Genomic DNA, 13,506 nt, shown 5'->3' on the forward strand with positions numbered 1-13,506 from the left:
GGCGGCTGAGGGCGGAGTTTGCGCGGGTCATTCAACGGGAGCTGTCCCATGATCCGCCTGCTCAGCCTGACCGCCGCCCTGTCGCTCGCGCCCCTCTCCTCGGCCCTGGCCCAGACCCCTGCGCCTGCGCCCTCTCCGGCTTCCGCCGAAGCCGCCGAGGCCCGGATGGAAGCCGCCGCCGAGGCCTTCGAGGCGCGCATGGAGACCTTTGGCGAACGGGCCGAGGCGATTTCCGAAGACGAGAGCCTGAGCGAGGCCGAACGCGGTCGTCGCATCGCCGCCCTGTGGTCGGACTATGCACCCGATGTCGCCGCCTTCACCGCCGAGACGACGAAACACGCCACCGAAATGGCCGCCCAGGCGCTGAAGGACATCGACGTCGACGCCATTGTCGCTGAGGCGCTGAACGACCCCGAGGTCAAACAGGCGATGGAAGAGGGGATGCAGAAGGGCGCCGTCACCGCCGAGGGCATCGCCCGCAACAGCGCCTGGACCAATCCGACGCCCGAGCAGATGGAGACCTACAGCCTGGTCGCCCAATACGCGCTGGACCAGGCCGCCGACGCCGTCGTTGAGGACGAAGCGGCCGCCGAGGTTCCCGAAGCGCCCGAGGCCCCGGAAGCGCCCGAACCGCCGGCGCCCCCGGCCCGTCCGGCCGCCTAACATCGGCGTCTCCTCCCCATGAAATGGGGAGGGGGACCGCGCAGCGGTGGAGGGGCTCTTGAAGTCGCCCAGCCGTCTGTGAGGCGGTTAAGAACCCCTCCGTCACGGCGCAAGATGCGCCGCGCCACCTCCCCACGACGTGGGGAGAAGACAGAGCGCCTTGACCGCGCCCGGGTAAGCAGCGACATCGCGCCGCATGCCCGCCCTGCCCGTCGATCCGCACCTCTATTCGACCTTCCTCGGCGTCATGGCGGTGATGGCGATCACGCCCGGCCCGGCCAATCTGTTCGCCGTCGCGACCGGCGTTGAAAAGGGCCGCGCCTCGGCCCTGATCGGCGTCTTGGGCATGAACGCCGCGACGCTGGTGTGGTTCGGCGCGGCGGCCCTGGGTCTCGGCGCCCTGGTCAAGGCCTTTCCCGCCGCCTTCAAGGTCATCGCCGTGCTGGGCGCCCTCTACGTCGCCTGGCTGGGGATCAAGGCGTTGCGCGGCGCCTTCGCCACCGCCGCCGATCCGGATGAGGTCGTCGTCAAGAAGGGCCGCAGCGCCCTGATCGACGGGTTCGCCGTCCAGATCGCCAACCCCAAGGCCATCCTGTTCTTCACCGCCGTCCTGCCGCCCTTCATCGACGTGAACCGCCCGGTCGCGCCGCAGATGGCGATGTTCGCCATGGCGGCCATCGGCATGGATATGGTGTCGATGAGCACCTATGCCCTGTCCGGCGCCGCCCTGTCGCGCCGCATGCAGCAACCCCGCTTTCGCAAAGGCTTCGGCGTCTTCGTCGGCCTGCTGCTGATGGTCGCCGCCGTGCTGATCGTTCTTCGGCTCTAGACGCCGCCACGCTTCGTCATACAGTGGTCGGGAACGCCTTCGTTCATGCTCCGTTCAGCCGTCAGAGCGCCCGAATGGGCGATCAAGGAGTTTGATGTCATGAAAACCCTCCCCCTGAAGACCCTGGCGGTGACCGTCGCCGCCGGTCTGGCCCTGGCGGCCTGCGCCACCGCCACCCCGTACCAACCCGCAGGCTTCAACGGCCAACGTGGCGGCTATGCCGAGCAGCGCCTGGAGAACAACCGTTTCCGGGTCAGCTTCTCGGGCAATTCGCTGACCTCGCGCGAACAGGTCGAGCAGTCGTTGCTGCTGCGTTCGGCCGAACTGACGGTCGAGAGCGGCTATGACTGGTTCGCCACCGTCAACCGCGCCACCGACCGCGACACCCGCTTCGTCGGCACGCCCGATCCCTTCTATTCGGGCTATAATCGTTTCTACAGCCCCTACTGGGGTCCGTCGTGGCGCTATTACCGCAGCGGCTTCTGGAGCCCGTGGGATCGTTACGGCCCGTGGGGCGTCGACGACTTCGACGTCCGTCAGATCGACCGCTTCGAGGCCAACGCCGAAATCGTCCTGGGTCGCGGCCCCAAACCCGCCAACGACCCCAACGCCTTCGACGCCCGCGAGGTGATCCAGAACCTGGGTCCGCAGGTCACCCGCCCGGCGGCCTGATGATAAAAGCCCCTCTCCACGGCGTGGAGAGGGGTTTTTTCTTTCATCCCACGCGCGGCGACTTCAGCCGGCGCTTGTTGGAGTGGGTCGCCGGCGCCGTGCCCAGATCTTCCGGCACCTCGCCCTTGAAATAGTAGCGCTGCCAGGCCTCCTTGGCCGCATCCGGGTCGCCGCCGGCCAGACGCTGGTTGAAGTCGGTGCGGGCGCGGTTCCAGGCCTCGAACTGACCCTTCATCACCGGGTTGGATTCCAGCGTGCGGATGATCGGCTGGAACTGTTCGACCTTCTTGTGCTCGATCAGATTGATGAAGCAGAAGGGTTCGCCCTTCTCAAACGTGATCCGTCCCGGCCGGGTGAAGATCCAGTTCATCGTGAAGGGGAAGGGCAGCCAGTCCGTCTCGATCAGGCCGACCAGCGGCTGGATGCCGTCCTTCACATGGTTGGGCGACCCCGAGCACATCATCCCCCAGCCAGGCGGCGTGCGGAACAGATATTGCGGATGCATGGTCAGCACCCCGCGCGAGAAGTGCGAGGTGACGAAATGGGTCAGATCGTGCTGGGGCCGATCCGGCGTGATGACGATGTCTTCCTGGCGCGGACCGCCGTTCCACTCGGCCGAGAAGCCGAACGGGCACAGGATCTCCCACCCCGTCGTGTTGGCCATGTTCAGCGGCAGGCAGCGATAGGGGTGGCGGCTGATGAAGGCGTCCATCCAGTTGCGCGACTGGCGGCCGGGCACGAGGTCCGGCGGCCGGGCCGTCATCGGATAGCATTCCAGTTCCAGCGGGCGCGTGTTGACGGTATCGACCATGACCATTTCCTAACGCCCGAAACCCGACGGCTCAACCATGACTGACACACCCGCTTTCGACCGCGAGACCCTGACCGTCTGGCTGAAGGCGAACGGCGTGGATCACCTCACCCACGACCACCCGGCCGTCTTTCGGGTCGAGGAAGGGCTGGACCTCAAGGCCGACCTGCCCGGCGACCACACCAAGAACCTGTTCCTGAAGGATCACAAAGGCCGGCTGTGGCTGATCTCGGCGCGTCAGGACACGGTGATCGACCTGAAACGCGCCGCCGCCGTCATGGGGTCGGGCCGCCTGTCGTTCGGCAACGAGACGCTGATGTGGGAAACGCTGGGCGTCCGCCCCGGCTCGGTCACGGCGCTGGGCCTGATCAACGACGTCGACCGCCGCGTGACCTTCGTGCTGGACCAGCGCCTGTGGGACGACGACATCGTCAACTTCCACCCCCTGACCAATACGGCGACCACCGCCCTGGATCAGGCGGCCTTTCGGCGGGTGCTGGCGCTGCTGGGACGGGAGCCGGTGGTGGTGGATTTTGAGGCGCTGGTCTGATTGAGGCCGACGCCAGCACCATCGTACTTGGCTTGCGGCGTACAATTCGAAGTCGGAAGTTCATGAGTCCGTTTGACCTAGCGGGCGTCTAGGAGGCCTGATCCCTCAGGCGCTGACAGCTACAGTGGTTCACCCACGATTACGACGTGAGCTGGGGTGCCCAAAATCGGATAGAGGCGAATATAAACTGCTGTGTAGCCAGCGGCAGGACCGTCCTTCACAACCCCGATGCTTAGCTCCGTCATGTTTGCTGGACTGCTTTCATAATGGGGATTAACCGGCCCGCCCCCAACGTATTGCGCCAGGTCATCGTCGCGGCACAGGATCAAATCCGTGGTAAGGGGACGAAAAGCGTTCAGGCCTTTCTCGAAAACAGCATAGGCGTGAGCGGTCTTGACTAAAAATCGCAAGAAATCCTCGCGATTGATTGTGTCTATCTTGATGGCGACATGCTCCGCACCGGTTTCTTCGGCGACCGCTCTTGCAAGGCGCTTTGCGAGCGCCGTCTGAGTCTCACTATAAGAGATCGACGCCCACGGACGCCCTATATGCTCTTGTTCGGTGCGCATCTGTCCAAGGACACGGGGCGGTGCGAGTTGCCAGACACACAGGTTCAGGGGTGCCTCCTCAATCGCAAAGGTTCGACTACCCAAGTCTCGGATTTGTTGGCCGGACGTATCAACCTCTACAAAATGGATATCCTGATGCGTACGACGACCCTTAGGGTTGCTGGTCGGGGCGCCGATACGCGCTCTGAACACTCCGAGTTGTCCGCGCAGGATTCTCTGTTCGTATTTTTGGATCGTCTTTGCGCAAACTACGCAGCTCGCCTTCTTAAAGATCGCCGTGTTGCCGCCTAGGGCGTAGGGGATGACATGCTCATCAGTAAGCTCCCCCCGATCATTTCCACAGTAGATGCAGCGGCCAGGCGTGGGCTTCTTGACCGTATCCCGAAGTTCAAGGTTGTATGTATGCAACTTCATGATCTTTGATGTGTCAGTTTTCAGCCCAGAGTTGAAGGTCCTGTTCCAGAATTGCACGGCCCGCCCAACGTCCGCTTGACGATCCGCGCCGCCGCCCCATGTCGTAACCGACGGTCGATCAGACGCGCGGCGGGGGAAGTCAGACGAATTAGACGAATTAGACGGTGTTTTTCACGACTGCCGTCTGAAATCCCGGCGCGACCTTTTCCCGGCTTGATGCCGACGCATCCCGACGCCATCTGAACCGTTGAACCTGACCGATCTCTGCGCGGACCTCGCCCATGACCCTGCTCGACCCGACCCTGACCCCCGACGCCGCCGGCGACCTGATCAAGGAAGGCACCGACGCCTCCTTCATGACCGACGTCATCGAGGCGTCCAAGCATCAGCCGGTCATCGTCGACTTCTGGGCCACTTGGTGCGGGCCGTGCCGGACCCTGGGTCCGGCGCTGGAGAAAGCCGTGCGCGCCGCCAAGGGGGCGGTGAAGATGGTCAAGATCGATGTCGACGCCAACCCGGCCTATGCGGGCCAGCTGCGGGTGCAGTCGATCCCGACCGTCTACGCCTTCGTCAACGGCCAGCCGGTCGATGGCTTCCAAGGCGCTATTCCCGACAGCCAGATCAAGGCCTTCATCGACAAGCTGACCGGCGGTCAGGGCGGCTCGACCGAGACGGCGCAACTGCTGGAGCTGGGTGAGGAATCGCTGGGCCTGAACGACTTCGGCGGCGCGGCCCAGGCCTTCGCCCACGTCCTGTCGATCGAGCCCGAGAACGAAAAGGCCATCGCCGGCATGGCGCGGGTCTATCTGGCGGGCGGCGACCCCGAACAGGCGGCCCAGACCATCGCCATGGCGCCGCAGGATTCCAAGGAGCCGACGGTCCAGAGCGTGCGCGCCCAGCTGGCCCTGGCGTCTAAAGCCCCCACTGGCGATTTGGCGGGCGCCTCGGCCGAACTTGAGGCCAAGGTCGCCGCCGATCCGAACGATCATCAGGCGCGTTTCGACTTGGCCGAGGCCCAGAGCGCGGCCGGCGACTTCAAGGGCGCGGTCGACAATCTGCTGGCCATCATCCAGGCCGACCGCGAGTGGAACGATCAGGCGGCCCGCAAACAGTTGCTTGTCATCTTCGAGGCGGCGGGCCTGACCTCGGACGTGTCCAAGGATGGTCGCCGCCGCCTGTCGTCCATTCTGTTTTCGTAAGCGCGAAACCACCGGCCTCAAGCAGCGCGAAGCGCGATAGGCCCCAGGAGAAGTGATGCCTCAAGGCTATGTCCGCGCCCTCGACCTGCCCCAGGTGATCCCGGTGTTCCCGCTGGGCGGGACCATCCTGCTGCCGCGCGGACAGCTGCCGCTGAACATCTTCGAGCCGCGCTATCTGAACATGGTGGACGACGCCATGGCCGGCGACCGGATCATCGGCCTGGTCCAGCCCAAGGGCGGCACGCCGGCCCTGCCCGGCCTGTCGCCCGTCGGCTGCGCGGGTCGGATCACCAGTTTCGCCGAGACCTCCGACGGGCGCTATCTGATCACCCTGACCGGCGTGTCACGCTTCCGCATCGCCGCCGAAATGCCGTCCAAGACCCCCTACCGCCAGGTTCGCGCGGCGTTCGAGGCCTATGAGGACGATCTGGTCTCCCCGCCCGAGGAGCCGGACTTCGACCGCGACGCCTTCCTTGACGCCCTGCGCGCCTATATGGCCCACCGGCTTCTGGACATCGATTGGGAGACGGCCGAGACCGCGCCGATGGAGGCCCTGGTCAACAGCCTGTCGATGGCCCTGCCTTTCGAGCCGGCCGAGAAACAGGCGCTGCTGGAGGCCATGGGCCTGATGCCCCGCGCCGAGGCCCTGACCGCCCTGATGCGCATCGACGCCGCCGACGGCGGTGACGACGCCGCGCCGTCCATGCAATAAGCGGCCACGCTTTCAGGAATCCGCCATGAGTGACGCCTTCAACACCCCTGTCTCCGTCGATCCCCGCCTGCTCGAAGTGCTGGTCTGTCCGGTCACGCGGGGCAAACTGACCTACGACCGCGACGCCAACGAGTTGATCTCGGCGGGCGCCAAACTGGCCTATCCGATCCGCGAGGGCGTTCCGATCATGCTGGCCGAAGAAGCGCGTCAGATCGACTGAGCCGCCGCACCGACACCGAACATCCACTGGCCCGGAGCGCGGCGCGCTCAACGGGCCTCAAGTAGCGCGACGCGCGATAGGCCCAAGAACAATGACCCTCAGAGTCGCCATCCAGATGGACCCGATCGAGGCCGTCGACATCGCCGGGGACACCACCTTCCTGATGGCCGAGACGGCGCAGGCGCGCGGTCACAAACAGTGGGTCTATGACTTCCGCACCCTGGCGCTGGAAGAGGGCCGCCTCTACTGCCGCGCCCGCCCGATCACGGTGCGGCGCGAGGTCGGAAATCACGTCGATTTCGGCGATTGGGAAAAGCTGGATCTGGCCGAGGACGTGGACGTGATCCTGATGCGCCAGGATCCGCCGTTCGACATGGCCTATGTGACGGCCACCTATCTGCTGGAGACAGTCCATCCTCGGACCCTGGTGGTCAACGACCCGGCCCAGGTGCGGTCGGCCCCCGAAAAGCTGATGGTCACCGCCTTCCCCGGCCTGCAGCCGCCGACCCTGATCTCGGCCGACCCCGTCGCCCTGGACGCTTTCCACAAGAAGCATGGCGAAGTGGTTTTGAAGCCTCTGCACGGCAACGGCGGCTCGGGCGTGATCAAGCTGCGCGCCGACGACCCCAACCTGGACGCCCTGATCGAGATCCACGCCGCGGGCAGCCGCGATCCGCTGGTGATCCAGAAGTTCATTCCCGCCGTGTCCAAGGGCGACAAGCGCATCCTGCTGATCGACGGCGAACCCGTCGGCGCCATTAATCGCGTCCCGGCGGCGGGGGCGGTGCGCTCGAACCTGCATGTCGGCGGCACAGCCATGCCGGTCGCGCTGACGCCGCGCGACCTGGAAATCTGCGCCGCCATCGGCCCGACGCTGAGGGAACGCGGCCTGATCTTCGTCGGCATCGACGTGATCGGCGACTATCTGACCGAGATCAACGTCACCTCCCCCACCGGCGCCCAGCAGTTGAAGGCCTTCACCGGCATCGACGCCACGGCCCTGATGTGGGACGCCATCGAGGCCAAACGCGCCGCACAGGTTGCGTGATCGCCACTTGAATTAGATTTCGGTTCATGGTTCGTTCTTCCGCTCTGGTGGGAGAACGACATGGTCGCGCGGGTTGTCACGGTCGCCTTTGACGGGGTGGAAGCCCGGCGCGTGGACGTCGAGGTCCAGCTGATCGGCAATGACGGGCCGACCATCTTCAACATCGTGGGCCTGCCGGATAAGGCGGTGGCCGAAAGCAAGGAGCGGGTGCGCGGGGCCTTCGCCGGCATCGGTCTGGCCCTGCCCGCCAAGCGGATCATCGCCAACCTCGCGCCGGCCGACCTGCCCAAGGAGGGCAGCCATTTCGACCTGCCCATCGCCCTGGCCCTGATGGCGGCCATGGGGGTGATCGCCCCCGATGCGCTCGACGGCTGGGCCGCCATCGGCGAGCTGGGGCTGGACGGCCAGATCGCGCGGGTCGGCGGCGCCCTGCCCGCCGCCGTCGCCGCCGACGCCATGGGCCTGGGTCTGATCTGCCCCGAGGCGACGGGACCGGAGGCCGCCTGGGCCGGCGGCGCCCGCATCCTCGCGCCGCGCTCGCTGATCAGCCTGGTCAACCATTTCAAGGGAACCCAGGTGCTGCGCGCGCCCGAGCCCGGACCGCTGGCGGACGGCAAGGCCGTGCCCGACCTGCGCGAGGTCAAGGGTCAGGAAAGCGCCAAGCGCGCGCTGGAGATCGCCGCGGCCGGCGGCCACAACCTGCTGTTCATCGGCCCGCCGGGGTCGGGAAAGTCGATGATGGCGCAGCGTCTGCCGGGCCTCTTGCCGCCCCTGACCTCGCAGGAGTTGCTGGAGACCTCGATGGTCTGGTCGGTCGCCGGCCTGATCGAACGCGGCGCCCTGACCCGCGATCGCCCGTTCCGCAGCCCGCACCATTCCGCCTCGATGGCGGCCCTGACCGGCGGCGGCCTGCGCGCCAAGCCCGGCGAGGCGTCGCTGGCGCATAATGGCGTGCTGTTCCTGGACGAACTGCCGGAATACTCGGCCCAGGCCCTGGACTCGCTGCGGGCGCCGCTGGAGACCGGCGAGATCGTCGTCGCCCGCGCCAACGCCCACATTCGCTATCCCGCGCGGTTCCAGCTCGTGGCGGCGATGAACCCGTGCCGCTGCGGCATGGGCGGGGCTGGACGCGGGGCGTGCGGCAAGGCGCCGCGTTGTCAGCGCGACTATCAGAACCGCGTCTCGGGTCCGATGTTCGACCGGATCGACCTGACGGTGGAGACGCCGCCCGTCACCGCCGCCGACATGGCCCTGCCCCCGCCCGCCGAGGGCACGGCCGAGGCGCGGGCGCGCGTTGCGACCGCCCGCGCCATGCAGGAGGACCGGGTGCGCGAGGCCGGGCTGGACGCTGCACAAGGTCTGAACGCCCGCGCTTCCGGCGGCACGCTGGATCGGTTCGCCACGCCGGACGAGGCGGGCCGGATGCTGCTGATGCGGGCAGGCGAGGCCGGCGGACTGACCGCGCGCGGCTGGACACGCACCCTGCGTCTGGCGCGCACCATCGCCGACCTGGACGGCAGCACCGGCGTTCTGCGCCGCCACATCGCCGAGGCCCTGATCTACCGCCGCACCACCATCGGCGCCGAGGCGGATTTCGACCGCCGCGTGGCGCAGCGCCATGAAGGGTTCGGCCTACGCGAGGGCGACGACGAGCAGACGCCCTTCCTGCACGCGTGACGCGCCCGCGTCATGGTGGAGACATCCTTAACCGTCGACCTTTAGGCTCCGTGTCGTTGGGGAGACGGCCATGACGCGACGGACGGCGACGAAGCGGATTGAGGAGCGCACGAGCGCGCCTGTCGACCCCGCCCAGCAGTTCCTGCGGCTGATGAGCCACGAGATGCGCACGCCGCTGAACGGCGTCATTGGCATGATCAATCTGTTGCAACGCACCCGGCTGGACGGCGCCCAGCGCGCCTATGCCGAGAACGCGCGTCAGTCGGCCGAACATCTGCTGGGTCTGGTCAACGACCTGCTGGACTACGCCCGGCTGGAAGCCGGGGCGCTGGAGTTCGATCTGGCGCCCGTTGATCTGGAAGGTCTGGTGCGCGGCGTCGCCGAGTTACTGAGCCCGCGCGCCCACGACAAGGGGCTGGAGATCGTCTGGTCGGTCGCCGCCGACGCGCCCGACGTGCTGGCGGACGAAGGCCGGCTGCGGCAGGTGCTTTTCAACCTGGCGGGCAACGCCGTGAAGTTCACCGAAACCGGCGGCGTGCGCATTTCGGTCGAGCGCGTCGGCGGCAGCGCGGCGCGGCCGCGTCTGGCCTTCCTGGTCGACGACACCGGCCCCGGCGTCGCGCCCGAGGCGCGTACACGGATCTTCGAGGAATTCGGCCACGCCGACAGTTCCGACGCGGTCCGTCAGGATGGGGCGGGCCTGGGTCTGGCCGTCGTGCGTAAACTGGCCGCCGCCATGGACGGCTCGGTGAAGGTCGAAAGCCGGCCCGACGGCGCCGTAACCGGCGGGGGCGCCCGCTTCCGCTTCGAGGCCGCCTTCGCCGCCGTCGCGGTGGCGCGCGACAAGCCGTTGCGCGGCCAGACGGTCGCGGTGCGCGCCATCGACCCCTTCGTCCTGTCGGCGGCTCGCGCGCAGATCGAGGCCTCGGGCGGCGTCGTGGCGGATGCGGCCCCGGTGAGCCTGGTCGATCACGCCGACGCCCCGGCGGGCGCGCTGGCGGCCCTGCCTTCGAGCGGTCGCGGCATCGTCCTGCTGAAACCGGCCGAGCGCGATCTGATCGCGCGCTATCGGGCCGTTGGCTTCCACGGCTATCTGATCAAGCCCTTGCGTCGCGCGTCCCTGGCCGAGCGCGTCCTGGCCGCCATCGGCGCCGAGGCGCCCGACAAGTCCAGCGCCCACTGCGCCGCCCCGATCGAAGACGACCGCGTCGCCCCCGTGCAGTTCGCAGGCATCCGCGTCCTGCTGGCCGAGGACAATCCCGTCGGCGCGCTTCTGGCCCGCACCCTGTTGCGCCGCGAGGGCTGCACCGTCGAGACGGCCGCCACCGGCGACGAGGCCGTCGCGGCGCTGAAACGCGCGCGATACGACGTGGTCTTCATGGACATGCGGATGCCCGGCATGGATGGCCCCGCCGCCGCCCGCGCCATCCGCGCGGCGGGCGACACGACGCCGATCCTGGCCCTGACCGCCAACGCCTTCGCCGAGGACCGACGCGCCTGCCTGGAGGCCGGCATGAACGACCATATCGTCAAGCCGCTGGACGCCGAGGCCCTGCGCGCCGCGCTCGCCCGCTGGACGAAGCGCGACATCCGCGCCAAGGTCGGCTGAGTTACAGGCGCCCGCGTTTCCGGCCGCCGCGCCGGAGCCGTGCATGACCGAACAAGCCCATCCTCCCGTCAACGGCAAGCCCGCTGGCCGTTTCGGCGGCCTCGCCGTCTATGGCGAGCGGCGCGTCTTCATCATGCTGTTGCTGGGCTTTTCGGCGGGCCTGCCGAACCTGCTGATCTTCGACACCCTGACCACCTGGTTGCGAGAGAGCGGCCTGACGCTCGAAGTGATCGGCTTCTTCGCCTTGGCCACGCTCAGCTACTCGTTGAAATTCGTCTGGGCGCCGCTGATCGACCGAACCGCCGTGCCGCTCCTGACGCCTCTCCTTGGCCATCGGCGCGCCTGGATGCTGGTCACGCAGGGCGTGATCATCTTCGGTCTGTGGTCGATTTCGACACTGAACCCTTCCAACGCCTTGATCGCCGTAGCCGGATTCGCCGCCCTCGTCGGCTTCTTCGGCGCCACCCAAGACATCGTCATCGACGCCTGGCGGATCGAGGCGGCCGACGACAGTCGCCATGGCGCCATGGCCGCCGCCTATCAGCTGGGCTACCGCGTCGCCATGATCGTGGCCGGGGCCGTGCCGCTGGTGCTGGCCGATCTCTACAACTGGAACCTCTCTTACGCGGTGATGGCCGCGCTCATGGGTATCGGTATCGCCGGGGTGCTGTTTGCGCCGCGAGAGAAGGCGCACTCGATCCGAGCCATTCCGGTTGGAGACGTTCCCTCGCGACCAAAGCTGGAAATCTTCGAGTGGATCGCGCGTCTGGCGGTCATCGCCGTCGCCGCCATGTTCCTGGGTTCGGGCCTGACAGGACAGTCGGCGCCTTTGAACGCCTTGTTCGGGCTCTTCAGCCTCGGCCCGGACGGCAAGGCGGCGGTCGCAGCAGCGCTGGCGGCGAAGCCGGAGGGCGTCTATCTGCAGTTCGCTCTGGTGCTCATGGGCCTGGCCGTGATGGTCATGGCCTGCTGGCCGCTGCCGGGCACGAAGACGCGGCCGGGCGCCTATCTCGCCGGATCGTTCGGCCAGCCCCTCGCCGATTTCTACAGACGTTTCTCGGGCGTAGCGACGCTGATCCTAGCGCTGATCTGCGTCTATCGCCTGGCGGATTTCGTGCTGAACATCATGCCGCCCTTCTACATCGACCTCGGCTTTTCCAAGACGGAACTGGCCGAGGTGCGCAAGGTGTTTGGCGTGGTCATGACCAGTCTGGGCGTGATCATTGGCGGCTGGTCGGTCGCCAAGCTCGGCTTGATCCGCACCATGGTCATCGGCGCCTTCATGAGTCCTGTGTCCAACCTGATCTTCGCCTGGCTGGCGACCCAGGGACATAGCCTGTCGGCTCTGACCGTCGCCATCGGCGTAGATAACGTCTCCAGCGGATACGCCGGGACCGCCCTGATCGCCTATATGTCCAGCCTGACGTCGATCGGCTTTACCGCGACCCAGTACGCCCTATTCACCTCGCTGTACGCCCTGCCCGGCAAGCTGATTGCGACCCAATCGGGCCGGATCGTCGAGGCTTCGGCCCGAGCCGCCGAGGGGACCGGGCCTTTCGCTGGCCTGCGGGCGCTGTTCGCCAATCTGCAACCCGGCGTGTTGACCACCGGTGCGGCGACAAGTGGCGTCACCCCAGCGGCGTTGGGCGCGGGCTACGTCGCCTTCTTCCTGTATTCAGCGATCATCGGTGTCTTCGGGATCGTCTTGGCCTTCATCGTGGCTTCGAAGCAGACCTCGCTTCAGGCGCGCCAGAAGGCCGCGATCGAAGAAGAGGCTGCGATCGCGGCGACCGAGGGCCAGCCATCCTGAGGCTTCAGCGCTTCAGAAAACCGCCGATCATGTCGCCCAGGCCACCCGGCAGCTTGGCCAACAGATCATCGGCGCCGTCGATCTGACCGCCGGGGGTCAGGCGGTCGATGGCTTCGGGGAGTAGACCGGCCAGGGTCTCGCCGGCCTGTTCCGGGGTCACGCCCATCTTGGCGGCGATGTCGGCGATGGGACCGTGGCCGAGGACGGCCGTGATCTGCTCGGGCGAGATGTTGGCGTTCGGCCCCGTGCCGACCCAGGAGCCGATCACATCGCCCAAGCCCGCCTGACCGAACTTTTCCGCCAATCCGCCGACGCCGCCCTGACCCTTGAGCAGGTCGCTCAGACCGCCTGCGGCGTCGTCGCCGAGACCCTTCACCACATTGTCCAGAAAGCCCATCGCCGTCTCCTGATGATGGCGCACCGTAACACCGTCATGCGACGGATACGAGAAAGGCCCGCCGGGATCCGGCGGGCCCTTCAACATCAGCTTTTGAGAAAGCCTTAGTTCTTGGCGTCGTTCGCGCCTTGCGTGACGGCCGAACCGGCGGCCGAGACGTCGCGGCCGGCGCCGGCGATGGTGTTGCAGGCCGACACGGCCAGAGCGGCGGCGACGATGGACAGGGTGATGATCTTGCGCATGGTGTGAACCCTTGTTGGTATGGTCAAGTTTCGTCGAAACGCCGACCCTGAACTTGGGTTGCATCAAGCGACGCCGTATCGAAA

General features: G+C 67.0%; 15 protein-coding genes. 11 read left to right on the forward strand and 4 right to left on the reverse strand.

Annotation, left to right across the window (positions count from 1 at the left end):
* Window positions 1-48 precede the first annotated feature (48 nt).
* The 3 genes from JX001_RS01305 (at window position 49) to JX001_RS01315 (ending at window position 2,164) form a co-directional block, all read left to right on the forward strand.
* The gene (locus tag JX001_RS01305; RefSeq protein ID WP_205681977.1) at window positions 49-663 is read left to right on the forward strand and encodes a hypothetical protein; all 615 of its coding nucleotides are present in this window, start codon (window positions 49-51) and stop codon (window positions 661-663) included.
* A gap of 196 nt (window positions 664-859) precedes the next feature.
* Complete coding sequence (locus JX001_RS01310; protein ID WP_045810913.1) at window positions 860-1,492, forward strand: LysE family translocator; 633 nt, start codon at window positions 860-862, stop codon at window positions 1,490-1,492.
* 99 nt (window positions 1,493-1,591) lie between these two features.
* Complete coding sequence (locus JX001_RS01315) at window positions 1,592-2,164, forward strand: CC0125/CC1285 family lipoprotein (protein ID WP_205681978.1); 573 nt, start codon at window positions 1,592-1,594, stop codon at window positions 2,162-2,164.
* Window positions 2,165-2,207: 43 nt separating this feature from the next.
* Here JX001_RS01315 and JX001_RS01320 read toward each other — a convergent pair whose 3' ends face one another.
* On the reverse strand, window positions 2,208-2,975 hold the full coding sequence (locus JX001_RS01320; RefSeq protein ID WP_241004705.1) for a DUF6065 family protein: 768 nt from the start codon (window positions 2,973-2,975) through the stop codon (window positions 2,208-2,210).
* Between the two features lie 37 nt (window positions 2,976-3,012).
* Here JX001_RS01320 and JX001_RS01325 point away from each other — a divergent pair, with 37 nt between their 5' ends.
* A complete protein-coding gene (locus tag JX001_RS01325; protein ID WP_205681979.1) occupies window positions 3,013-3,525 on the forward strand; it encodes a prolyl-tRNA synthetase associated domain-containing protein in 513 nt (170 codons plus the stop codon).
* A 119-nt stretch (window positions 3,526-3,644) separates the two neighbouring features.
* On the opposite strand, the gene JX001_RS01330 is transcribed toward JX001_RS01325, so the two are convergent.
* Window positions 3,645-4,565: an HNH endonuclease gene (locus tag JX001_RS01330; protein WP_205681980.1), complete on the reverse strand. Its 921-nt coding sequence runs from the start codon at window positions 4,563-4,565 to the stop codon at window positions 3,645-3,647.
* 224 nt (window positions 4,566-4,789) lie between these two features.
* On the opposite strand from JX001_RS01330, the gene trxA reads away from it, so the two are divergent.
* The 7 genes from trxA to JX001_RS01365 all read left to right on the forward strand — a co-directional run bounded on the left by trxA (window position 4,790) and on the right by JX001_RS01365 (window position 12,783).
* Window positions 4,790-5,707, forward strand: a complete 918-nt coding sequence (gene trxA, locus JX001_RS01335) for a thioredoxin (protein WP_205681981.1) — start codon at window positions 4,790-4,792, stop codon at window positions 5,705-5,707.
* Window positions 5,708-5,762: 55 nt separating this feature from the next.
* Window positions 5,763-6,419: an LON peptidase substrate-binding domain-containing protein gene (locus tag JX001_RS01340; protein WP_026108391.1), complete on the forward strand. Its 657-nt coding sequence runs from the start codon at window positions 5,763-5,765 to the stop codon at window positions 6,417-6,419.
* Window positions 6,420-6,444: 25 nt separating this feature from the next.
* Window positions 6,445-6,639, forward strand: coding sequence for a Trm112 family protein (locus JX001_RS01345; protein ID WP_017505027.1), 195 nt, complete (start codon window positions 6,445-6,447; stop codon window positions 6,637-6,639).
* A 91-nt stretch (window positions 6,640-6,730) separates the two neighbouring features.
* Window positions 6,731-7,687: a glutathione synthase gene (gshB, locus tag JX001_RS01350; RefSeq protein WP_205681982.1), complete on the forward strand. Its 957-nt coding sequence runs from the start codon at window positions 6,731-6,733 to the stop codon at window positions 7,685-7,687.
* A 60-nt stretch (window positions 7,688-7,747) separates the two neighbouring features.
* A complete protein-coding gene (locus JX001_RS01355) occupies window positions 7,748-9,364 on the forward strand; it encodes a YifB family Mg chelatase-like AAA ATPase (RefSeq protein WP_205681983.1) in 1,617 nt (538 codons plus the stop codon).
* Window positions 9,365-9,434: 70 nt separating this feature from the next.
* On the forward strand, window positions 9,435-10,973 hold the full coding sequence (locus JX001_RS01360) for a response regulator (RefSeq protein ID WP_205681984.1): 1,539 nt from the start codon (window positions 9,435-9,437) through the stop codon (window positions 10,971-10,973).
* 43 nt (window positions 10,974-11,016) lie between these two features.
* Entirely contained in the window at window positions 11,017-12,783 is a 1,767-nt protein-coding gene (locus JX001_RS01365; RefSeq protein WP_205681985.1) for an AmpG family muropeptide MFS transporter, read from the forward strand.
* 4 nt (window positions 12,784-12,787) lie between these two features.
* On the opposite strand, the gene JX001_RS01370 is transcribed toward JX001_RS01365, so the two are convergent.
* Window positions 12,788-13,180: a YidB family protein gene (locus tag JX001_RS01370; protein ID WP_165118477.1), complete on the reverse strand. Its 393-nt coding sequence runs from the start codon at window positions 13,178-13,180 to the stop codon at window positions 12,788-12,790.
* 104 nt (window positions 13,181-13,284) lie between these two features.
* Complete coding sequence (locus JX001_RS01375) at window positions 13,285-13,422, reverse strand: entericidin A/B family lipoprotein (protein ID WP_039247129.1); 138 nt, start codon at window positions 13,420-13,422, stop codon at window positions 13,285-13,287.
* Between the last annotated feature and the right edge of the window lie 84 nt (window positions 13,423-13,506).

The sequence above is a fragment of the Brevundimonas fontaquae genome (assembly GCF_017086445.1).
Lineage (GTDB): Bacteria > Pseudomonadota > Alphaproteobacteria > Caulobacterales > Caulobacteraceae > Brevundimonas > Brevundimonas fontaquae.

What these genes read in the sequence shown, in the direction of transcription:
- JX001_RS01305 (WP_205681977.1), top strand. Translation starts at nt 49, where the DNA reads ATGATCCGCCTGCTCAGCCTGACCGCCGCCCTGTCGCTCGCGCCCCTC.
- JX001_RS01310 (WP_045810913.1), top strand. Translation starts at nt 860, where the DNA reads ATGCCCGCCCTGCCCGTCGATCCGCACCTCTATTCGACCTTCCTCGGC.
- JX001_RS01315 (WP_205681978.1), top strand. Translation starts at nt 1,592, where the DNA reads ATGAAAACCCTCCCCCTGAAGACCCTGGCGGTGACCGTCGCCGCCGGT.
- JX001_RS01320 (WP_241004705.1), bottom strand. Translation starts at nt 2,975, where the DNA reads ATGGTCGATACCGTCAACACGCGCCCGCTGGAACTGGAATGCTATCCG.
- JX001_RS01325 (WP_205681979.1), top strand. Translation starts at nt 3,013, where the DNA reads ATGACTGACACACCCGCTTTCGACCGCGAGACCCTGACCGTCTGGCTG.
- trxA (WP_205681981.1), top strand. Translation starts at nt 4,790, where the DNA reads ATGACCCTGCTCGACCCGACCCTGACCCCCGACGCCGCCGGCGACCTG.
- JX001_RS01340 (WP_026108391.1), top strand. Translation starts at nt 5,763, where the DNA reads ATGCCTCAAGGCTATGTCCGCGCCCTCGACCTGCCCCAGGTGATCCCG.
- JX001_RS01345 (WP_017505027.1), top strand. Translation starts at nt 6,445, where the DNA reads ATGAGTGACGCCTTCAACACCCCTGTCTCCGTCGATCCCCGCCTGCTC.
- gshB (WP_205681982.1), top strand. Translation starts at nt 6,731, where the DNA reads ATGACCCTCAGAGTCGCCATCCAGATGGACCCGATCGAGGCCGTCGAC.
- JX001_RS01355 (WP_205681983.1), top strand. Translation starts at nt 7,748, where the DNA reads ATGGTCGCGCGGGTTGTCACGGTCGCCTTTGACGGGGTGGAAGCCCGG.
- JX001_RS01360 (WP_205681984.1), top strand. Translation starts at nt 9,435, where the DNA reads ATGACGCGACGGACGGCGACGAAGCGGATTGAGGAGCGCACGAGCGCG.
- JX001_RS01365 (WP_205681985.1), top strand. Translation starts at nt 11,017, where the DNA reads ATGACCGAACAAGCCCATCCTCCCGTCAACGGCAAGCCCGCTGGCCGT.
- JX001_RS01370 (WP_165118477.1), bottom strand. Translation starts at nt 13,180, where the DNA reads ATGGGCTTTCTGGACAATGTGGTGAAGGGTCTCGGCGACGACGCCGCA.
- JX001_RS01375 (WP_039247129.1), bottom strand. Translation starts at nt 13,422, where the DNA reads ATGCGCAAGATCATCACCCTGTCCATCGTCGCCGCCGCTCTGGCCGTG.